Origin of the sequence: Leucobacter fengyongliangi (assembly GCF_050971685.1) — a bacterium.
Classification (GTDB): domain Bacteria; phylum Actinomycetota; class Actinomycetes; order Actinomycetales; family Microbacteriaceae; genus Leucobacter.
The window spans coordinates 42,452-63,829 of record NZ_JBPCEU010000002.1 but is presented as its reverse complement, the minus strand read 5'-3'; the positions used below and the strand labels follow the sequence as shown (position 1 = coordinate 63,829).

Genomic DNA, 21,378 nt, shown 5'->3' with positions numbered 1-21,378 from the left:
TTGTTCGGTCTGCGCGCATTTTCCGGTGTTCGAACAGGGAGCGGTTCCGCATGTCATTAGGGAAGAAGATCCGCGGCGGTTTCGCTGCGTTGCTTTCCGCATCACTCATCCTGAGCGGTGCGCTGCTTGTCGCACCAGCGGCCTCGGCTGAAGAAGGGCCCGAGACGCCCCCCGTGCCCGCAACCGCGATCGCAACAGTGCAAGCGGCATCCGCGGTTGGGTTGACCGTGCAGGTGGCGGTGTCAGGTGTACTGCCTTCCACCCTGCCTTCACCACAGAATGTGGGGGTCTACGTTTCCGTAGTCGAGGCTGGATCGACTGCCGCCTTGGCAACCGCGGCCCCGATCTATAATGCAGCAATTGTGGATGGCGCAACCGCGGCAACGCTTTCCGTCCCAGCCTCCAAGCTTGACCGCGCAAAGGCTTACGAAACCCTTGTATGGTACGCACACGGAGAGGTCACCACTGATTCGCTTGTCGCCCGTGCGGACATCATGGTGAACCCTGATCAATGGGATCTCGTCTTTCCTGCTGTCGTTCAGGACCCGGAGCACGAGGGTGGAGACGACAGCTCGGCTACCGGCGATTCAACTTTGCTTGATCCACAGACACCTGATTTTGGGGTGACGGTTTCGAAGACTGTGGGTGTCACCGATGGGGAATCGGTGGAGATCTCGGGTGTGCTTCCAGCGGTGATCGCGAATGGTGGTGTCGATAAAAACACGTCGATTTACACCATGTGGTGTGTGATGCCTGCTGAGGGACAGCGTGCGTCTGGGACGGACTGCGATAGTACGAAGCAGAAGTGGCTGATGCATACTTCTGAGTCACGTCAGCCTGCGGTGGGCTCGGTAGTTGATGGTGTGTGGACCTTTACGACCTCGATGACGGTGCCGTCGTCGTTCGGTGATCATGAGTGCTTGGCTGATGGGGCTGAGCAGTGTGGTGTGTTTGTTCGTTTGGGGCATAGTTTCACGGGTGAGGGGTCGACGCAGTTTGATCAGTTCATCCCGGTCACCTTCGCAGAGCCGAGCGAAGAAGGACTTACCGCGCGGATCGGCACGATCACCCCGGGCGAGGGCCTGAAGATTGATGTCGTTGCGAGCGGACTGCCCAGCGGTATCCCCTTTGCCTACGTCGCGGTGTTCGAGAAGCCCGCTGTGGCTGGATCGCAACTGGAGATGAACGCCTTCACCCCGGTTTCAGATGGCTCACTCAGCACCTCGCTTGAGGTGCCCATCGCCTCGCTCGACCGCACCAGGAGCTATGAGGTGGTCACTTGGAAGCAGCATTCCACCCTGAATGAGGAGAATCTCTACCAGCGAGTGGATTTGCAGGTAGCGGATTCGCAGTGGGACGATCTATTCGCGACCCCGATCAAGCCGGCCCCGATCCCGCAGCCCGCACCGGCACCCGCGCCAGCTTCGCAGAGCGCCGGATCCCTCACCTGGGGCATCTCGACGAGCTTCGCAAGGTATGTCACCGGCGACGTCGCGAGCGGTACCATCACCACGAGCGGTGTGGGCGGCGGCCGCGGCGGCTACGTTTTCCCGCAGGCCAGCGGTGGCTCGTGGAACGCGCAAACGCAGACGGGTTCCATCCCGTTCTCGGGCGTGGTCACCTTCACGGGCCACAAGGGCGCGCTCAGCCGAACTGTCAGCAACCCGGTGATCACGGTGACGAGCGCCACAAGCGCGACGATCTCCGTCTCGGGCCAGCCATTCGGCACTCTGAACCTTGCCGCCGCCTCCAAGAGCGTCGGCGCGAACGGCGAGATCACCTGGAGCGGTGTTCCGGTGAGCGGCGGTTTCGGCTACGGGAGCTACGATCTCGCGGCGGATCCGCTGACCTTCACCGTGGGAGCCGTGAGCGGCGCGACCTTCGGATCCACCAGCGTCACCGCCCCGGTGAACATTCAGCGCACCGCGGCACCGGCGCCTCCGGCCACGAGCGGCGTGCGGGTCATCACCCAGTCGAATGAACTCGTCGCCGGCGGCGAGATCGAGTTCGAGGCATCCGGTTTCCAGCCGGGCGAGCGAGGCATTCTCGTGGTGATGTACTCCGAGCCGACCGTGCTCGACACGAACGCGGGTGCTGATGCGAACGGTGTGGTGCGGTGGATCGGCACCCTGCCCGACGATCTCACGGGTGAGCACACCATCACCCTGCAGGGCAGCATCAACGTCGGAAAGGTGATCACAATCGCCGCCGCAGAGCAGGTCAAGAAGACCGCGTTCAACACGGCTGAAGTTGAAGACGCTCAGATCGCCGAGGTGCAGGCCGCCGGTGTCTCAGATAGCGATGGCCCCGGCTGGGTAATCTGGGCAAGTGCGCTCGCTCTGCTTGTTGTGGCAGGTGGCCTGACCGCCCTGGTTGTGTCACAGCGCCGCAACGCAGGAGGGGGCACGCTATGAGGAACAAGCGACGCAGAATCCCCGCAATTGTCGGCACCGCCGCAGTGATCGGCTCTGCGCTTCTCATGCCCGTGTCAGCGAGCGCCACACCGGCCCTGGCTGAGGGGGAGGGCGAGACTCCCTCCGCCTGCCAGGTCGAAACCGCGACCCTCAATTGGGGCCTGAAGCAGAGCTTCCGCCAGTACATCACCGGAGCAATCGCAGGTGGGGGTTGGGAAGTCTACGGCGACGCCACCTATGTCACGCCATCACTCACCGAGACGGGTGCCGTGGAAGACGGCACCGACCTCTTCCAATGGAGTGACGGAACGGGTGAGGTCGCCAGCACGCTCGACACCGGCACCATCGCGTTTGCGGGGGGCGTGCACTTCAGCGGGCACGATGGCGGGCTCGAACTGAACATCGCGAATCCCGCGATCGAATTCGAGGGCCCAGACACCGGCTACCTGCTCCTTGAAGTGAGCGAGGCACCCGCCGGTGAGGCTGGCACACAGGTGCGCGCGGCGAAGCTCGACCTCGCCGAGAACGTGGCTGCGAGCGGGCAGGAACTGAGCATCACGCGCGCGACCGTGCGATTGACGGCCGAGGGTGCCGCGGCCTTCAACGGGGACACCGACCGGGGAACGTACGTCGCAGGCGAGGAGATGGATCCGCTGTATGTGCAGGCCACAGTCACCGGGTGCGAGCTCGGCGAGATAGTCGCGGTGGATCAGCCCTCAGACTCTGCAGAAGACGCCGCCGTGACCCCCATTTCCGCAGCGCCGGAAGCGGCGCCCGCGGTACCGTGGGTGCCCATCATTATCGGTGGCGTTGCGCTGATCGTCATCGGCATCGCCGCGGGAATGCTCATCGCGGGCCGCGGGAAGGGCGGGGCCACGCCTCCTCCGGGCATTCAGGACTAACCTCAACAGCGCCGAGGGGTCGCAATTCCACCACGTTCGTGAATCGCGCGGTGGGGTTGCGACCCCTCGGTGTTGAATCAGGCGAGGTGGATCAGGCTCCGCGCAGGTCCAGGCGAGGTGCGGATCAGGCTTCGCGTGGATCAGGCTCCGCGCAGCGGGAGGACGATGCCCTTGCCGGTGACCGGGTGCGGAATGACCTCCACCGCGGTCTCGTAGACGTCAGAGATGATCCCCGCGGTGAGGACGCGCTCGGGTGCGTCGCAGGCGACGATACGCCCGGCGCGCAGCAGCGCGATGCGGTCGGCGTAGGCCGCCGCGAGGTTCAGGTCGTGCAACACCACCAGCACCGCATCGCCGGCCTCGGCGCGCGAGCGCGCGAGAGACAGCACCGCCTCCTGGTGCCCGAGGTCGAGCGCCGCGGTGGGCTCGTCGAGCATGAGCACGCCCGTGCGCCCGGCCATGACGCGGGCGAACGAAACGCGCGCGCGCTCACCGCCCGAGAGTGACGGCACGCGGCGATTACCGAGGTGCCCGATGTCTGCCGCGGCGATCGACTCGGAGATCGCCGAGTTGTCGTCGTCTTCGAGGGGGGTGCGGCGCCACGGTGCGCGACCCATTTCCACGACCTGGTGCACGGTAAAGGGAAAGAGCACCTGGTTGTCTTGCAGCAGCACGCTGCGGCGGCGGGCGAGGTCGGTAAGCGACCATTCGGTGATGTCGCGCCCCGCGAACTCGATGCGGCCGCCATCCGGCACTACATCGCCAGACAGGAGGCTGAGCAGTGTCGACTTCCCGGCACCGTTGGGCCCGAGGAGCGCGAGGACCTCGCCAGCACGCAGCTCGAGCGAAACCCCGTCGAGGAGCTTGCGCGATCCGCGCACCAATTCGACTCCGTGGGCGGCGCACACGACAGCGCCAGGCGTTGTGCGCTCGGGCGTGAGAAAGTGTCGTGCGTTCATTAGCCCCACCCTCCGCTGCGCTTTCGGGTGCGCCTGAGGAGCCAGAAGAAGAATGGCCCACCGACGAGCGAGGTGAGCATGCCAATGGGCAGATCCGCCATGGGAACAATGGTGCGCGCGCCCAAATCGGCGAGGGTCAGGAGCAGTGCGCCACCCAGCGCGCTCGCGGTGACGAGCGGGAGGTGGGCGGGGCCGAGCACCATGCGCATGAGGTGTGGAATCACGAGGCCGACGAACGCGATGATGCCCGCGAAGGCGACCGCCGCCCCGACGAGGAGCGACACCAACACGATCACCCCGATGCGAAGCACCTCCACGTTGACGCCGAGGTGACGCGCGTTGCGCTCGCCGAGTGATAGGAGGTCGAGCTTGCGGGCGACCATGTACGAGATGAGAAGGCCGAGCGCGATGACGGGTGCGACGATGATCACCTGTGACCAGCGGCTGCCGGCCATGCTGCCGAGCTGCCAGAACACGATCTGCTCGCGCGACTGCGTGTCGCCCAGGAAGGTGAGGAGGGCGATGGCCGCGCCCGCGATCGCGTTCACGGCGATGCCGGTGAGCACGAGCGTCACCACCTCTGTCTTGCCGTCGGCGCGGCTCATGAAGTAGACGAGCAACGTCGCCCCGAGGCCCGCGATGAAGGCAAACACCGCCGTTGTCCACTCGCCGAAGAACGTGAGGCCGAACACGATACTGAGACCCGCGCCGACCGCGGCACCGGAAGAAACACCAATGACCCCGGGCTCTGCGAGCGGGTTGCCGAAGACCGCCTGCATGAGCAGGCCCGCGACCGCGAGGCCCGCGCCTACCAGGGCAGCCATCACCACCCGGGGAAAGCGGATGGCCCACAGTGTCTGGTCACCCGCAGGGTGCGTGGGGAGGGGGAACCAATCAATTCCGATCGGCTGCAGGAGTGACCCCAGCACTTCACTCGGGGGAATCGCGAGCTGGCCGGTACCCGCCGAGGCCAGGAGTGCAAAGACGAGCGCCACCCACAGGCCAGTGAAGAGGATCGCTTTCGACGCTGCGTGCCGCGAGGCGGGAGCGGCTGGGCGCGGAAGCGTCATGCGAAACAGGGTTCTTTCTGAGCTGGTGGATCCGGGTCAGGCGGCCTGAGACCGGCCTGTCAGGCTGGGGAGAAGCTTGCGTTCAACTTCATCATATGTATCTTAGCTAAGCTGACTTGGTCGTTCGCAGTGAGGCCGAGGGTCACGCACTCGTGGGGCCCGGAAAGACCGAAAGAGGTTCAGATGACACACCCGCGCGACTCCCGCCGCACCCGCGCGTCACTCGTTGCCGCAGCCCTCGTCATGGGTCTCGGCCTCACGGCGTGTCAGACGGGTTCGATCACGGGCAACGAGGTCGCCTCGGTCACAGTGGATCTACCTCCGCTCTCGGAACTCACCCCGATCGCAGAGCCCGCTGCATGGGAGGGGCCGAGCACCGCGCCCATCGGCGGACCCACACTCTTGCCGGTGGCAAACAACCCCGAACAGGTGCTGCCGGCGACCGTGACATCGCACGACCACATCGGCGATACCGAGGTGGTCGTCGAGGATGCCTCGCGTGTGCTCGCGATTTCAATGACGGGTACGCTCGCGGAGCTCACCTATGCGTTTGGGCTGGGGGACACCCTGATCGGTCGTGACGTCTCAACGAACCTGCCGGGCCTCGCGGACCTCCCGGTGGTCACCGGCACCGGCCACACGCTTGATACCGAAGGGATTGTGGCGCTCCAGCCGACTCTGGTGCTTACCGATAACTCGGTGGGATCTGCCGATGTCATGCTTCAACTGCGCGACGTGGGCATCGATGTCGTTGTGATCGAGCGGGCAAACAACCCGGAGACTACCTACGAGACCGCGCGCCAGGTGGCCGCCGCCCTGGGAGTTGCTCCGCTTGCAGAGACCCTCATCGCAGAACTCGACCAGGCGATTACCGAGAAGGTGGCGGAGATCGCGCAGCTTGCTCCTGCCGATCAGTCACTCCACCCGCGGGTTGCGTTCCTGTACATTCGCGGCCAGTCGGGGGTCTACTATCTCTTCGGTGACGGCAGTAGCGCCACAAGCCTGCTCGATGGACTCGGGGTGGTTGATGTCGCGCAAGAGATTGGCTGGGTCGGCGAGAAGCCGATGACTGACGAGGCGCTTGTCGCAGCCGATCCAGACATCATCGTGGTGATGACAAAGGGCCTGAAGAGCTCCGGCGGCGTCGACGGGTTGATCGCGGCGCAGCCGAGCATCGCACTCACCACGGCTGGCAAGAATCGCCGCATCATCGATGCCGACGACACGCTCATCTTCGCCGGCGGCACCCGGATTCCCGACATCCTTGACGGTTTGGCGCGCGCCATTTACGCTCCAGATTCACTCCCCGATGCCTCCGCCTCCTAGCGGATCGCGGCCCTCCGGGCCGGCGCAGCGACTGGGGGTGCTGTCAGGCTCGCGAGTGTAGTCTGGGGTGGTTCTGTCTGCGGATCCACTGTGGATAGGTGTTTGGTTCAGTGCGATAGGGGAGGGCGAGTGGCGCCACATCACGGTGACGTCGAGGCACCGCGTCAGTCGCGGCAGACTCTCCCGGAAGATCGCTTTGACCGGCTACCGAAAAGCCGCCGCGTGGGGGCCCACCGCATCGCCGCGAGGCCGCACAGGTTCTGGTTCTATCTCGTGGCGGTCGTCATTGGTGTCGTGGTGCTGAGCGCCGCCGGAATCGTGGCCGTGCAGGTCTTTGGCACGAACGTCGGCACCTTCACGAGTGATCAGGCGGAGCCGGGCGCGGCTCCCGCACAGATCGAGGGAGTACTTGACCCCGAGGCCACGGTTGCGATTCTGAACGGCACCGAGACGCCGAACCTGCAGGCGGGCCTGGAAGAGGTCATTACCGAGAATGCCTGGGGCAAGATCGCATTCGTCGAGTATGCGGCCTCGCGAGACGTGCAGATATCTGCGGTGTTCTACAGCGCACCGGAAGACGAGGGGGCAGCGGCCGGTCTCGCCAAAGAACTCGGTGGGGTCTCGTACTATCAAAGCCCGAACTACGCGGAGTATGGTGTCAGGCTTGTGGTGCTTCTGGGAGCGGATTACGCGGGGCCTGGCTTCGATCAGGCCGAGAACATCACCGCGCGACTTGAGAGTTCGGGCGAGGGATCCGAGCTTCCTGCGGAGTAGCGCCGCGGAGTTTTGGGTGTTCGCCCGTAGCGTGCGTCGCCGCTTGCACTCTCGGTGCGTGAGTGCCAAGATTGACTTAGCAGTCGGTTCACCTGAGTGCTAAGAACTCATGCTTCGGCGCATCCGTTTGGGCGCGCCACCGGAAGACTCCCTGGAGGGATGAACACATGGCAAAGATTATTGCGTTTGACGAGGAAGCACGACGCGGACTTGAGCGCGGACTCAATATCCTCGCTGATGCCGTCAAGGTGACGCTCGGCCCGCGCGGCCGCAACGTCGTTCTCGAGAAGAAGTGGGGCGCACCCACAATCACTAACGACGGTGTGTCGATCGCGAAGGAGATCGAGCTCGACGATCCGTTCGAGAAGATCGGTGCTGAGCTCGTCAAGGAGGTCGCTAAGAAGACCGACGACGTCGCGGGTGATGGCACCACCACCGCAACCGTGCTTGCTCAGGCGCTCGTGCGCGAGGGCCTGCGCAACGTTGCCGCTGGCAGCGACCCGATCGCGATCAAGAAGGGCATCGAGAAGGCAGTGAACGCTGTGATCTCGCAGCTCCTCGCGAACGCCAAGGAGATCGAGACCACCGACGAGATCGCGGCGACCGCATCCATCTCTGCTGCAGATGAGCAGATCGGCAAGCTCATCGCCGAGGCCATCGACAAGGTGGGCAAGGAAGGCGTTGTCACCGTCGAGGAGTCGAACACGTTCGGCACCGAGCTCGAGCTCACCGAGGGCATGCGCTTCGACAAGGGCTACCTGTCGGCATACTTCGTCACCGACGCCGATCGTCAGGAAGCTGTGTTCGAGGATCCCTACATCCTCCTCGTCAACAGCAAGGTCTCGAGCATCAAGGATCTCCTCCCGGTCGTTGACCCCGTAATCCAGTCGGGCAAGCAGCTGCTCATCATCGCTGAGGACGTCGAGGGTGAAGCCCTTGCGACCCTCGTGCTGAACAAGATCCGTGGCATCTTCAAGTCGGTCGCCGTCAAGGCTCCCGGCTTCGGCGATCGCCGCAAGGCCATGCTTCAGGACATCGCGATCCTCACCGGCGCGACCGTCATCTCCGAGGAGGTCGGTCTCAAGCTCGAGAACGCCACCCTCGACATGCTCGGCACCGCTCGCAAGGTCATCATCACCAAGGACGAGACCACCATCGTGCAGGGTGGCGGCGACGAAGAGCAGATCGCCGGTCGCGTGACCCAGATCCGCCGCGAGATCGAGAACACCGACAGCGACTACGATCGCGAGAAGCTGCAGGAGCGCCTCGCGAAGCTTGCCGGCGGCGTGGCAGTCATCAAGGCTGGCGCGGCCACCGAGGTTGAGCTCAAGGAGCGCAAGCACCGCATCGAAGATGCCGTGCGTAACGCCAAGGCTGCAGTCGAAGAGGGCGTTCTGCCCGGCGGCGGTGTCGCGCTGATCCAGGCCGGCAAGGTCGCCTTCGGGTCGCTCAGCCTGGCGGGTGACGAGGCTGTGGGTGCACGTATCGTCGAGGTCGCCATCGAGGCACCGCTGCGTCAGATTGCGCTCAACGCTGGCCTCGAGCCGGGTGTTGTTGTGGATCGCGTATCCAGCCTGCCGAATGGCCACGGCCTGAACGCCGCGACCGGTGAGTACGGTGACCTGATTGCTCAGGGCATCCTCGACCCGGCTAAGGTGACCCGCTCGGCTCTGCAGAACGCAGCGTCGATCGCAGGCCTCTTCCTCACCACCGAGGTTGTTGTCGCTGACAAGCCCGAGCCCGCGGCTGCACCCATGGGTGACCCGAGCGGCGGCATGGACTTCTAAGTCCGAGCACTCCGAGTGGGAGTTGCCTGATCCCTGGGATTAGCGTCAGCTCAACTTGAACAGAGACCGGGGTCGCACCGAAAGGTGCGGCCCCGGTTTTTTTTGTGCATGCCCTCCGACGTAGGGCGCAAGTGGTTGGTTCCCGCGCATGCAAGCAACCACTCGCGCCCGACTGCGAGGGGCCCATCCCGTGAGCGGGGGAGGGGCGCATTCCGTGAGCGGGGCGAGGGGCGCATCCCGTGAGCGGGGCGAGGGGCCGAAGCGGGGGAGGGTGATCTGCGCGCTACGCGCGCGATCCCGAGTACGCGACCTCTTCAAGGGGCAGTTCGACCCTGAAGGTTGCCCCGCCCCCGGGTGTCTCGTGGGAGCTCACCGTGCCACCGTGTGCTGCAATGATGGATTGCACGATCGACAGCCCCAGCCCCGTCCCACCGGTTTCCCGATTTCGGGAGTTGTCTGCTCGCCAGAACCGATCGAAGATCTTTGAGCGGAACTGCTCAGGGATTCCCTCGCCGTGGTCGATAACTTCGAAGAGTCCAACGCCCCGCTCGGCATCGGCGCGAACGGAAATCTCGAGCGGACTCCCCTCGGGGCTGTAGCGCAATGCGTTGCCGATAAGGTTCGTCATGACCTGACGCACCTTGTGCTCATCGCCTGTCACCACCGGCTCGCTCGGGTCTCCCAGCACCGTCACCTCCCGGTCTGGTGCCTGTGCCCGAGTATCGAGGGCAGCGTCGGCAGCGAGCTGATTAAGCGGGAGCGGCGTGAGCTTCAGCGGGCGCCGCTCATCAAGTCGTGCGAGAGCTAGGAGATCCTCCACGAGCGAGGTCATGCGGATCGCTTCCTTCTCGATCCGCTCCATGGCCTGCCCCACCTGCGCCTCGTCTTGCAGGGCACCCATGCGATACAGCTCGGCGTAGCCGCGCACCGACACCAGTGGCGTGCGCAACTCGTGGCCAGCATCGCCGATGAAGCGCCGCATCTGTTCGATGGTGCGCGCTCGTTCGGAGAAGGAATTGTCGATGTGATCGAGCATCACATTCAGCGACTGGCCCAGGTGGCCCACCTCGGTGTGTGGGCTCGCGACCATGATGCGTTTGGAGAAGTTACCGCGCGAGATCTCGAGCGCGGTGCGCTCCACCTCGGCGAGCGGAGCAAACGTGGTGGTGACGAGGATACGCGTGAGTGCAGCCCCCAGGAGGAGCACCGCCAAGCTGAACCCAGTGAAGACCACGGTAAATCGTGCCATTACCTGGTTTGCATTTGACGTCGACGAGGAGATGAGCAGGATGCCCCCCGGCACTCCCTCGCTGGACATGATGGGAATGGCGACAGTGCGCCACTCGATGCCGTCCTCGCTGGTCAGCGTGAACACCCCGTCGCCCGTTCCCTGCGCCCACTCGGGAGTGAGGGGAGGTAGTTCGGGCACGGTGCGATTGTCGTCGCCCTGCTCGTTATCGTGCAGCAGCTTGCCATTTGCATCGAGCACAGCAACGTAATACCGGTTGCTCGCGTTCCGTACGTCGTAACTCGTCAGCGAACTCGTGTCTGCACCGGGGGCAAGTATCTCGGTGGGGTCTGCCCGAATCTGCCGCAACTCGGCATCTTGCACGTTGATGAGTTGTGGCCGTAGGAATGACTGCGTGCCAATACCGGCCACGATCAAACCGAGCGACAGGATGAACACCGTCACACCAGTGATCTTCGTGCGCAGTGAAACATCGGCCCAGCGCTGCGCGAGCGATCGCTGCGGATCAGGGGCATCAGGTGTGCCGATCGGTCCAGTATGCGAAGGCACCCTCCCGGTCGCTATCGCGCCGGTGCGTGCAGACGCATCGGCAGAACCAGCGGGCCCCGCTTGCTGCCCCACGACGCCCTACTTGGCGTCGGTCTTCAGCATGTATCCGAAGCCGCGCTTGGTCTGAATCAATGACTCTTCGGTGAGCGGATCAAGCTTCCGACGCAGGTAGGAGATGTACGACTCAACGATTCCGGCATCGCCATTGAAGTCGTACTCCCAAACGTGATCGAGAATCTGGGCCTTTGAGAGAACCCGGTTCGCGTTCTGCATCAGGTAGCGCAGCAGCTTGAACTCCGTCGGGCTGAGCTCGACGGGCGTACCGCCCACATTTACCTCGTGCGTGTCTTGATCGAGCACGATGGGTCCGGTCTCGAGCACCGCTTCTTCGTCCTCTTGAATTGTGCGGCGGAGGATGGCCTTAATGCGCGCGATGATCTCGTCGAGGCTGAACGGCTTCGTTACGTAGTCGTCGCCGCCTACGGTGAGCCCCTGCACCTTATCTTCCACGTCATCTTTTGCCGTGAGGAAGAGGATCGGAGCCGTGTAGCCCGCCGAGCGCAGCCGTTTGGTCACGCTGAAGCCGTTCATGTCGGGCAGCATCACGTCAAGAATGATGAGGTCGGGCTCTTCCTCAAGCACCGCAGAAATGGTCTGTGCCCCATTCCCCACTGAACGCACCCCGAATCCCGCGAAGCGCAAGCTCGTGCTAAGCAACTCGCGAATGTTCGGTTCGTCGTCAACGATCAGAATCCTGGGACCCTTTGGCTGAGTAGTCATAACCCCAGTATCTGACAGTTCGCTATGCTTCCGCTGAAAAATCTTCCCAGTGGATCGCGAGACTAAAGCTCGTCAGCGTTCATGATCGTGTAGGCGTATCCCTGCTCGGCCAGGAAGCGCTGCCGATTCTGCGCAAAATCCTGGTCGACCGTGTCGCGGGTGACGAGCGTGTAGAACGACGCAGATGCCCCGTTGGGCTTCGGGCGGAGGAGTCGACCCAGACGTTGTGCCTCCTCTTGCCGCGACCCGAACGAGCCCGAGATTTGAATCGCCACAGAGGCATCGGGAAGATCCACTGAGAAGTTGGCGACCTTTGAGACGACAAGCAGTCGCTCGCGACCCTCACGAAACTCGTTGAACAGGCGTTCGCGCTCGTCGACCGGTGTCTGGCCGGTAATGAGTGGGCAGCCGAGCGACTCCGCCATCGATTCGAGCTGATCGATGTACTGACCGATGACGAGCACGCTTTCGCCCGCGTGACGCTCGATGATGCGGCGCGCAATCGTCTCCTTCACTGAGGCGCTGGAGGCGATGCGGTAACGATCCTGATCCTCGGCGATGGAATAGTCAAAGCGCTCGCTCTCGGCAAGCTCGACGCGCACCTCGAAGCACTCGGCCGGGGCGATGAAGCCCTGCGCCTCGATGTCTTTCCATGCGGCGTCGTAGCGCTTCGGGCCGATGAGGCTGAACACGTCGCCCTCACGGCCATCCTCGCGCACGAGCGTCGCGGTGAGGCCGATACGACGGCGGGCCTGGAGCTCTGCGGTGAGCTTAAACACGGGTGCCGGCAGCAGGTGCACCTCGTCGTAGACGATGAGACCCCAGTCGTGTGCGTTGAGGAGGGACAGGTGCGCGTACTCGCCACGGCGTTTGGCGGTGAGGATCTGGTAGGTCGCAATGGTGACCGCGCGTACCTCCTTCACCTGGCCCGAGTACTCGCCAATTTCATCTTCGGTGAGGCTCGTGCGCCTGAGCAATTCGTCTCGCCACTGCCGCGCCGAAACCGCATTGGTGACGAGAATGAGCGTCTTGGCGCCCACGGCGGCCATTGCGCCCGCACCCACGATGGTCTTCCCCGCGCCGCAGGGCAGCACCACGACACCCGATCCGCCCAATGAAAACGCGTCGACCGCCTTCTGCTGGTAGTCGCGCATGTGCCAGCCATCTTGCACCAACTCGATGCTGTGCGGTTCGCCGGGGGTGTAGCCGGCTAGGTCTTCAGCAGGCCACCCGCGCGCTACCAGTTCTTGCTTGAGCTGGCCGCGCGCCCATGCGGCGACGGGATACGTGCGCTCGTCGATCTTGTTGCCGAGGAGTGGTGCGATCTTCTTGGCGCTCGCAATTTCGCGCAGAATGGCCGGTTCGTCGCTGCGCACTACGAGTTCGCTGTTTGCGTCTGCCGGGTCGAGACGTTCAATCGTGAGGCGACCGTAGCGGCGCATGGTGTCTGCGATTTCGCCAGACACGGAAGTCGGTACCGGAAACTTCGCATACCGATCGAGGGTCGCGACGATTTCTTCGGCGGTGTGGCCCGCGGCTCGTGCGTTCCAGAGGCCGAGCCGCGTCACTCGGTAGGTGTGGATGTGTTCGGGCGCGCGTTCAAGCTCCGCGAACACCGCGAGCTCGTGGCGCGCGTCCTCGGCATCGGGATGTGCCACCTCGAGAAGGACGGTGTGATCGCTCTGAACGATCAGGGGGCCAAGAGTCATAACAGACCAGTTTACGCGGGTACTGGCGCGACTGCGACGATCGCAGACAGCGGCAAGGTACGCTCGACGCCCGCCACCTGATCCGTCGCGCGCAGGCGACCACCGGTGAGGGCAACAGGTAGCAGGGTGAACGTGCGCTCGTCGCTTCCCGCGGCTGCGGTGACCTGCACGGGGCTCTTATCGCGGATCGCGAGCTCAAGCTTGCGGCTCAGATCGCCCGCCCCCGACGCGGCCTGCGTGGCCTCAAACACCCGGTCTGCGAGCGCATCGAGGTCGGCCGCCACATCGCGCGTGGTCTCAAAGGTGGGGGCCGACGTGACCCTTCGCGGGTTGGCCGCCGCGGCATCGCGAGCGGCGGTCGCGCGAGCTCGTCCATCGGAGACCCATGCGTCGCCCGGCCGGGCGTGCGCATCTGCCGGCCACCTCGCGCGATTCAGGTCGGTGAGGATGAAATCAAGCGGCTGCGGGATGCCCGTGAGCGACACCCGGGCAAGGAACGTGCGAATCGACTCGGTGCTATACCCGTGCTGCAGCGCCCGGGTCAGCGAGGCCAAGGTCAAGCGCATGACGGCCGCAGTGCCGAGTTGCTCGGTCTCGGCAATCTCGGCGAGCGCCTGCTCGTCGGCGGGCATGAGTGGCCCGGGAACCACGACCGAGAGATCGGGCTGTACGTAGACCCCGGTGACGGGCTCTGGCAAGTCGCGGGTGGCGATCTCAAGCGCGGAAGCTCGATCGCCGGCAAAGAGAAACAGTGCAGCCGGGGAGAGTTGGCCGTGCGCGGTGAGCCCGAGCACCTCGGCGGTGGCGGCGTAGTCGGCGGCCGCGTCGCGAGCGGTTGCGGGAAGCAGTGGATACTCATAAGCAAGCAGTGCCCCGGCCGCGAGTTCCAGGTCGCCTGAGGCCAAATCAAGCGCTCGTCGAACCTGAGGATCTAGCTTCTGCGTGAACGCCCATGCGAGATCGAGCCACCGTTCGGGGTAGGGCTGCCCCAGCCAATCGGCGGCACGCTCTGACGTGACGAGCACCACAGTGGAGCCACCCGGGCGACCGGCTGCCATGGGTTCGGCGAGGCCGGCGAGCTGCAGCACCGAGAGCAAGTGCCCGGTGCTCGCCGCGTCGCCGTGGGTGCTCTCTGCGAGGCCCCGCACTGCGGTGGCCGTGACCGTCCCCTTGCGGCTGAGGCGAGGCGGCTGAGCCGCAAGCACGCGGAGCAACGCCGCGGCACGCCGCACGGATGTCAAGGCGTCGCCGAACCAGCGAGACGTGTCTGCCGGGTGGTGTGGCGCGACCCTGTCAGAAGTCGAGAGGACATCGTTGCCGAGCGCGCGCTCCAATGCCTCGGTGATTTCAGGCACGTGGATGGTCGCGCCCGTGTGTTCGTCGCGACCGACAAGCCCCTGCATGCGCAGGGTTGCGAGCGCCGCGGGATCCACCCCGGACTCACCAACTGCAGCGAGGGTCTGCAGTGCGAGGAGGCCATCGCGATCCACTGTGGCAATAGCCCGCGACACCGATTCGGGGCGCAGCAGCTCGATAGCTAAGCCGAGTGGGTCGTGCACGGAGCCGGGTGTCTGCACGCGGCGTATGTCGAGCAGACCGCGCACCTCGGCGCGACTGAGCTGCGCAATTGATGCTGCCAGTGCGAGTGTGCCACTCATGAATGTACCGTCCCGCTACTTCTCGCCCCGGCGCGAGCCTCGGCGACTGAAATTGAGCACCAATAGAATCATGAGGAGAACGAACCCGATGGGCAGCCCTACGTAAGAGATCCACACCACCACCGGCCACATGCTCGCGGCGAGCGCATCGCGTCCGGCAACCATGGCGACCACGAGCGTGGTGAGATATGCCGCCACGGCGACCGCGATAATCGTGAGCGAGGAATAGGCGAGCAGTCGCTCAAAGACGGGAAACTTGCTGGAGTCTGTAGACATCCTTCGTATTCTACCGCGAGGGTTCTCGCCGCGACCGGCGGGCACCGAGTGTGGGCAGGTAGACTGGGGGGATTGAATCGGGGCCAGTGCCCCGAAACTGTGCGTGAGCGCGCCCGCGAGAGACGCGGCCAGGCGCTAAAAGTGAAAGGGCGGGTCATGCCGAACGGCAAGGTCAGGTTCTACGACGAGGAAAAGGGCTTCGGCTTCATTCAGGGTGACGACGGACAGCAGGTATACCTGCACAACTCTGTGCTGCCCGCAGATCACGAGGTTGTCGCGGGAACGCGTGTCGAGTTCAGCGTTGCCGAGGGTCGACGTGGCCCACAGGCGCTTTCGGTGCGGGTCATCGACACGCCAAAACTGGCGCGCCGCAACCGCAAGTCGGCCGACGAGATGGCGATTATCATCGAAGACCTGGTGAAGCTGCTCGACGGGCTGGGCGAGCGGTTGAAGCACGGGCAATACCCGGAGCGGCAGCAGGCGCGCCAGGTTGCGACCATGCTGCGTCGGGTTGCGGACGACTTCGATGTCTGAGACGAACGAGGCCGTCGACGCTCGCGAGGCCGTCGAAGCCCGCGAAGCCGGAGCGCTGAGCGAGACGGTTGGGGTCGACGATGCTGCGCCGAACGAGGCGGATTCCGCGTACGTAATTCCTACGGACGGGGTCGATTCACCGGTTGAGGCTGAGGCTGTGACGGAGATCGAGGCCGCGGCCGAAGTTGCGGCTGACTCTGTACCTATCGGAGCGATGGTGGATCCCGAGCCCGCCGCACAAATTGAGCCTGATCCGGTGTTGCTCGCCGCGCGTGAACAGGCGCGAGCTGCGCTCGCCGAGATCACCGCCCCGCAGACCATTGGAGCTGAAGACGGACACGAGGCTCACGAAGCGCACGTGCTCACGCTCTACTTCGAATGCCGATTGGCCGGCTACCCGGGATGGCGTTGGGCGGCGACTCTGGCGCGAGTCGATGAGGAATCTGACATTAACGTGCTCGAGGTTGAGCTGCTTCCCGGAGCTGGTGCGGTGATTGCGCCGGAATGGGTGCCTTGGTCACAGCGTCTGGCTCAGTTTCGGGAAACGCAATCCCGCCAAGCCGTCGACGAGGCCACTGCCGCCGAAGAAGCAGCGGCCGAACTCGCCGATGAGGATGAGATCGATCCCGAAGATGACCTGCTGGAGAACGATTTCAGTGACTTCGACGACGAGATTGACGGCGTCGACATCGACGAAGAAGACGATGAGTCCGACGATGATGATGAATCAGACGAAGACGATGCGTCTGACGACGATGACGATGAATCCGGCGATGAAAACGAAGACTCTGACGATAGCTCAGACGATGAAGAATCGGAAGACGAGTAGCCGTATCTGATCAGAACGAAGCCCAACTCCCCTCGAGGGGAGTTGGGCTTCGTTCATTTCCCGACCCTTGCGTCGTGCGTGTTCGTCAAATTGATGCACTCGATCCACTTCTGCAGGACGTGCAAGAAGATACGTAATTTGCACCGATGTCCTGACTCCCTGACCCTTCCTAACCTGTGGGGGAATTCGGGGGTTACGGCGTCGATGAAGGTGTCGAGGTTCAGACTCCCAATCAACGCGGCGGCAGTTGCGGCAGGGGGCGTACTAAAACAAATTGGTCACTGGCGAGTGAATGCTCGTCTCGCGACCGAGAGTTTTGGCTCTTCGCTTCGCAGTTGCACCCGGGCCATGGGGGCACAAGGTGTACAGACAGAGTATCGTCAAGGATCGCACTCGCAAGCTGATCGCTATCTTCAGCGTGAGTGCATTTCTCATGTTGGGGGCATCCCCGGCTCTTGCGGAGGAGGTGCCAGCAGATCCTTCGGCGGTTCCGGCCGCGCCGGTCGAACCGACGCCCGAACCGACGCCCGAACCAGCGCCCGAGCCTGCGCCGGAAGTACCTGCGCCGGAAGTACCTGCGCCGCCCCCTGAGCCATTACCCCCAGTGGAACCAGTTCCAGAACCGGCTCTTCCCGTTGAGTCCGTTTCGCCCACTGATTCTGCGACTCCTAGTGCATCTGTGCCGGAGCAGTCGGATCTTGGGGAGCCGCCGGCTGAGGATCCGCTCCCTGATGTCGTTGTTCCCGCTACTGAGCCAAGTTTCCTTCGGTGGAGAGTTACCGATGGGGCGGACGGGCTGGTTGGAAACACCACTCTTGAGGTTCAGGGTCCACGCAACAACGGGATTGCGGATGACGGTGTCGACAGCCAATGGCAGGAGGGCGTCGTCGCAACGGTTGTCGACAACGTCGGGCAGGGTGGATACTCAGGGCTCGATCTCGACCCGGTCGCCGGCCAATTCATGCTCGAGCAAGTCGCCCCCGATGCAAACCCGGTAGCCACTCACGACCTGGTCACTGGTGAGTCGTATCGAGTGCGCCCGATTGATGCCCCAGACGGCTTCACTACCGAAGGCGTGGAATGGCTCGTGCTCGACAGTGCTGCAGACCCACCAATGTCGACCCTGCAGCTGCCGAATCCACCACCCGCGGAGCTGAAGACCGCCGCCCCGAGTGCGGAACCGGAAATGATTGTCATGGCAGCACCTCCCGGTGCAGACCCCAAGGGCGCCTACCAGCCCAGCTTTGACAGCAGTGACCCCGTGACCTGGTACTCCGCGGGAAGCCCGGCAGAAGCGACCGAGATCAACTCCTTCACCTCGTCGTTCACACAGTCGGGAGTGAACTGGATCTTGGGCGCGACATGGACCCGGCCCAGCGCCACCGGCGCCAAGGGGTGGTCGATTGAATACACGGTGGCACCAGAACGATGGGGTGCTGCATCTGGAACCACGCTCGTTCCGCAACCGGATCGTTCGCAGGGCGGGATGGTGATCATCATCGAGAACAGCAACGCACAGAACTACACGACGCAGCGATGCACATACACTTCTGCGGCGACGTATCCCGGTACCTGCGTTCCTGTTGCAAACGTCCTTTCCTCGCCTGATGGCGGATTCACGATGGTGCTGAGCCTTACGCTCACCCCAGAATTCGTGGGCCAACAGGGTTGCCCGTCAACACTAGGTTCCACGGGATATATCCGGTCATGGACTGGCAACAAGAACATCCAGGCGTGGGTCGCGCCGGTGACGGTTAACCCCCCGTCGACCTGCGACGTGCCGATTGAAGTGAGTAAGACAACGGTTTCAGTGACCGGAGCCACCACGACTCTTGTGGACGACTGGACGTTCACCGGCGAGAAGTCTGAACTCAGTCCAGGCTCGTTGATCGGGACTGCCTCGCAGACGACTAGCCTCTCAAACAGTCACCTGGCCAATTGGATCATGCGGTTCACCGACGAAGAGCAGACTGCCATGGTGACACTTTCCGAGACGGTCAAGCCGGGATGGACGCTTACCCAGGTCATCTGCAATACCGTCGACCTCACGAGCTCAATTGTGGTCTCAGGCGATCAGGCATCAGTGAGCCTCAACGTGACACAGGGTGGAGTCAAACAGTCCTGTGCGTTCACTAACACCGAGACCCCGAAACCAGCTGATGTCACCTGGTCGAAGATCGCAGAGGGCACGGAAACGTTGCTCGGCGGATCTGAGTGGACGCTGACGGGCCCTGAAGTCCCCGCGGATACATTAGTGGTTGACTGCACCTCCGCACCCTGCGCGGTCGGTGCCTTCCTTGACCAGGATCCCATCGCGGGTCAGTTCAAGCTCATGGATCTGCCCTGGGGAGATTACACCCTGACGGAATTCAAGCCCCCTGTCGGCTACTCCGGAGTCGGATACTTCGAGTTCACTATTGATGTGTCCAACGGCGGCACCACTGTCGACTTGGGTGACGCGACGAACAGCCCCCTCCCGGGCGCGGTCTCGTGGTCGAAGGTCGATGCGGTGAACGGCGACTTGCTCGGCGGATCCGAGTGGAAGATCGTGGGTCCAGCTCCCGCGCTCACGGAAGTTGCGATTGTCGACTGCACGACCGCACCGTGCCTCGGCCCCGACGTGGATCCGATTTCTGGCCAGTTCGAGCTCGAAGAGCTCGAATGGGGTAGCTACACAGTCACAGAAACAAAGGCGCCCCCGGGGTACATCGGAGGCGTGGAGTTCACCTTCACGGTTGATGCGCTGAACGCAGGAACGGTCATCGACAAGGGCGACTTCGAGAACGAGCAGCAGCCGGGTGTTGCACTGCCGCTCACTGGAGGGCTTGGTTCCGACATCTTCAATATCGCGGGCGCAGGAATCGCACTACTTGCCCTCATCCTCGCGGCAACGTACGCGATCCGTCTCCGCCGAATTCCGGAGGTGATGTGACCACAGCAGAGCGACATGGGGGAGTCGCCGGCCGGGATCCACACCCTGAGCCACGACCAACAATCTCAAATACCAATCTCATGAACCGGACGAGCAGAGTTGCCGCCCGACGAGAGGAAAAGATCATGGATCAAGGAAATCGGGGGCGGCTCGCGAAGCGAGCGCTCGCCGCACTGGGAGCCACAGCTCTCGTGCTCATCGGTACCGTCACATTCAGTAGCGCGGCCTCCGCGGAGGAAGAACTGGCAGTACCCGTCGGGCCCAGCATTTCGAACATTACTGGCACCACGGGCACCCTCACCATCCACAAGCATGCGGGTGACCCGGGCGAGGCTGGCAACGGCACCGTCATCACCGACCCGGCAAAGATCGAAGCTCTCGGGGCGGGACTTGAGGGTGTGATGTTCAGTATTGAACGAGTCACCTTCGACGGCTCGCCGATCGACCTGACGACCACGGAAGGTTGGGACGTTGCGCAAGATGCGACGGTCGCGAAAGTGCTCGGTGGACTCGACGACTTCGGCAAGGTTGCCGCAACGACAGCGACGACGCTCGCGGGCGGAATCGCGGTCATCCCGACCCTTCCCTACGGCATGTATCTCGTGACCGAGACGAGCCCAGGCCCGAACCAGATCGTCACCCCAATTCAGCCATTCCTGGTCACGGTGCCTTACCCGCAGGCCAGCGACAGCACGTGGCTGTACGACGTGCACGTTTACCCCAAAAACAAGCTCAACACGACAACGCCCGAGAAGACGGTGGCGGAACCCGATGCGCTGGTTCTCGGTTCCACAGTGGACTGGACCATCACGGCACCGATTCCTGAGCTCGGCATGGGGGGTACCTACAACAAGTTCGTCATCACCGACACCCTGGATCCGCGGCTCACGCTCACCGGCGCCGTGGTGAAGATCGATGACATGGTGCTTGAATTTGAGACGCACTACGAAGTCACCGGAAACGTGGTCATTACGCTCACCGGGGCTGGTTTGGCGCTCTTGGCCGGTGCCGACAATGTCACTGTTGAGGCATCCACCACGGTGGATTCCCTCGGGGACGGCGAGACGGGTGGTCTGATTCCGAACCAGGCGATCGTGAACGTCAACGACTCGATACGCGAGACCGGGTACCCGCAGACCAACTGGGGTCCACTGAAGGTCATCAAGCAGGCTGCAGTGGCACCGAACAACACGTTGCAGGGCGCGGAATTCACGCTGCACGAGTCGAAGGATGGCCCCGTGCTTGACGAAGTGGGAACGCTCATCACCGACGTGAATGGTGAAATCGTCGTTGACGGCCTGTGGGTGGGAAATAACGCCACGCTCTCGAAGACATACTGGCTGCAGGAGACCAAGGCTCCCGCGGGTTACGTTCTTCCCACCGGTGATGCCGCGTGGACTGAGGTCACCGTCAATGCAGGCGCAGCCAGCACCGTGGTGCCAGTGGTCATCAACAACACGCAGCAAAGCGCACCGCGACTGCCCCTTACGGGTTCGACCGGAACCGCCGCGTTCATGATCGGTGGAATCGCACTGCTCCTCACCGCAGGCGGAGTGGCACTCGCCACTGCCCGGCGCAAGCAGAGCGTCTCGAAGCAGTAGTCGCCGCTGACGGGGCGGGGAGAAATGCG

At 63.5% G+C, this 21,378-nt stretch carries 16 protein-coding genes; 9 read left to right on the top strand and 7 right to left on the bottom strand.

Features of this window, described 5'->3' with window-relative positions:
* Positions 1 to 50: 50 nt before the first annotated feature.
* Both ACR0R4_RS02180 and ACR0R4_RS02175 read left to right on the top strand, forming a co-directional pair.
* Complete coding sequence (locus tag ACR0R4_RS02180) at positions 51 to 2,414, top strand: HtaA domain-containing protein (RefSeq protein ID WP_433645699.1); 2,364 nt, start codon at positions 51 to 53, stop codon at positions 2,412 to 2,414.
* Positions 2,411 to 3,316, top strand: a complete 906-nt coding sequence (locus ACR0R4_RS02175) for an HtaA domain-containing protein (protein WP_433645698.1) — start codon at positions 2,411 to 2,413, stop codon at positions 3,314 to 3,316. The genes ACR0R4_RS02180 and ACR0R4_RS02175 overlap by 4 nt, the downstream gene beginning before the upstream one ends.
* A gap of 140 nt (positions 3,317 to 3,456) precedes the next feature.
* Here the strand turns inward: ACR0R4_RS02175 and ACR0R4_RS02170 are convergent, their stop codons facing one another.
* Both ACR0R4_RS02170 and ACR0R4_RS02165 read right to left on the bottom strand, forming a co-directional pair.
* Positions 3,457 to 4,275: a heme ABC transporter ATP-binding protein gene (locus ACR0R4_RS02170; RefSeq protein WP_433645697.1), complete on the bottom strand. Its 819-nt coding sequence runs from the start codon at positions 4,273 to 4,275 to the stop codon at positions 3,457 to 3,459.
* Positions 4,275 to 5,345 (bottom strand): FecCD family ABC transporter permease, encoded by a 1,071-nt coding sequence (locus tag ACR0R4_RS02165; protein ID WP_433645696.1) that lies wholly within the window; start codon positions 5,343 to 5,345, stop codon positions 4,275 to 4,277. The genes ACR0R4_RS02170 and ACR0R4_RS02165 overlap by 1 nt, the downstream gene beginning before the upstream one ends.
* A gap of 183 nt (positions 5,346 to 5,528) precedes the next feature.
* Between ACR0R4_RS02165 and ACR0R4_RS02160 the strand changes: the two genes are divergently transcribed.
* The 3 genes from ACR0R4_RS02160 to groL all read left to right on the top strand — a co-directional run bounded on the left by ACR0R4_RS02160 (position 5,529) and on the right by groL (position 9,232).
* Positions 5,529 to 6,671 carry a heme/hemin ABC transporter substrate-binding protein gene (locus ACR0R4_RS02160; RefSeq protein ID WP_433645695.1) on the top strand — a complete coding sequence of 381 codons (1,143 nt, stop codon included), beginning with the start codon at positions 5,529 to 5,531 and terminating at the stop codon, positions 6,669 to 6,671.
* A gap of 129 nt (positions 6,672 to 6,800) precedes the next feature.
* Positions 6,801 to 7,445 carry a LytR C-terminal domain-containing protein gene (locus ACR0R4_RS02155; protein WP_433645694.1) on the top strand — a complete coding sequence of 215 codons (645 nt, stop codon included), beginning with the start codon at positions 6,801 to 6,803 and terminating at the stop codon, positions 7,443 to 7,445.
* Between the two features lie 167 nt (positions 7,446 to 7,612).
* The gene (gene groL, locus ACR0R4_RS02150) at positions 7,613 to 9,232 is read left to right on the top strand and encodes a chaperonin GroEL (protein ID WP_433645693.1); all 1,620 of its coding nucleotides are present in this window, start codon (positions 7,613 to 7,615) and stop codon (positions 9,230 to 9,232) included.
* A gap of 283 nt (positions 9,233 to 9,515) precedes the next feature.
* Here the strand turns inward: groL and ACR0R4_RS02145 are convergent, their stop codons facing one another.
* The 5 genes from ACR0R4_RS02145 to ACR0R4_RS02125 all read right to left on the bottom strand — a co-directional run bounded on the left by ACR0R4_RS02145 (position 9,516) and on the right by ACR0R4_RS02125 (position 15,453).
* Positions 9,516 to 11,102 (bottom strand): sensor histidine kinase, encoded by a 1,587-nt coding sequence (locus ACR0R4_RS02145; RefSeq protein ID WP_433645692.1) that lies wholly within the window; start codon positions 11,100 to 11,102, stop codon positions 9,516 to 9,518.
* A 6-nt stretch (positions 11,103 to 11,108) separates the two neighbouring features.
* Positions 11,109 to 11,810 (bottom strand): response regulator transcription factor, encoded by a 702-nt coding sequence (locus tag ACR0R4_RS02140; protein ID WP_433645691.1) that lies wholly within the window; start codon positions 11,808 to 11,810, stop codon positions 11,109 to 11,111.
* A 62-nt stretch (positions 11,811 to 11,872) separates the two neighbouring features.
* Complete coding sequence (locus ACR0R4_RS02135) at positions 11,873 to 13,519, bottom strand: DNA repair helicase XPB (protein WP_433645690.1); 1,647 nt, start codon at positions 13,517 to 13,519, stop codon at positions 11,873 to 11,875.
* An 11-nt stretch (positions 13,520 to 13,530) separates the two neighbouring features.
* The gene (locus ACR0R4_RS02130; RefSeq protein ID WP_433645689.1) at positions 13,531 to 15,177 is read right to left on the bottom strand and encodes a helicase-associated domain-containing protein; all 1,647 of its coding nucleotides are present in this window, start codon (positions 15,175 to 15,177) and stop codon (positions 13,531 to 13,533) included.
* A 15-nt stretch (positions 15,178 to 15,192) separates the two neighbouring features.
* Positions 15,193 to 15,453 carry a hypothetical protein gene (locus tag ACR0R4_RS02125; protein WP_433645688.1) on the bottom strand — a complete coding sequence of 87 codons (261 nt, stop codon included), beginning with the start codon at positions 15,451 to 15,453 and terminating at the stop codon, positions 15,193 to 15,195.
* A 156-nt stretch (positions 15,454 to 15,609) separates the two neighbouring features.
* On the opposite strand from ACR0R4_RS02125, the gene ACR0R4_RS02120 reads away from it, so the two are divergent.
* From ACR0R4_RS02120 to ACR0R4_RS02105, 4 genes are all read left to right on the top strand, one after another.
* Positions 15,610 to 15,987: a cold-shock protein gene (locus tag ACR0R4_RS02120; RefSeq protein WP_433645837.1), complete on the top strand. Its 378-nt coding sequence runs from the start codon at positions 15,610 to 15,612 to the stop codon at positions 15,985 to 15,987.
* Positions 15,980 to 16,816 (top strand): DUF3027 domain-containing protein, encoded by an 837-nt coding sequence (locus ACR0R4_RS02115; protein ID WP_433645687.1) that lies wholly within the window; start codon positions 15,980 to 15,982, stop codon positions 16,814 to 16,816. The genes ACR0R4_RS02120 and ACR0R4_RS02115 overlap by 8 nt, the downstream gene beginning before the upstream one ends.
* Positions 16,817 to 17,495: 679 nt before the next feature.
* Complete coding sequence (locus ACR0R4_RS02110; protein WP_433645686.1) at positions 17,496 to 19,748, top strand: MSCRAMM family protein; 2,253 nt, start codon at positions 17,496 to 17,498, stop codon at positions 19,746 to 19,748.
* Positions 19,749 to 19,873: 125 nt separating this feature from the next.
* Complete coding sequence (locus ACR0R4_RS02105) at positions 19,874 to 21,349, top strand: SpaH/EbpB family LPXTG-anchored major pilin (RefSeq protein WP_433645685.1); 1,476 nt, start codon at positions 19,874 to 19,876, stop codon at positions 21,347 to 21,349.
* The last annotated feature ends 29 nt before the right edge of the window (positions 21,350 to 21,378 follow it).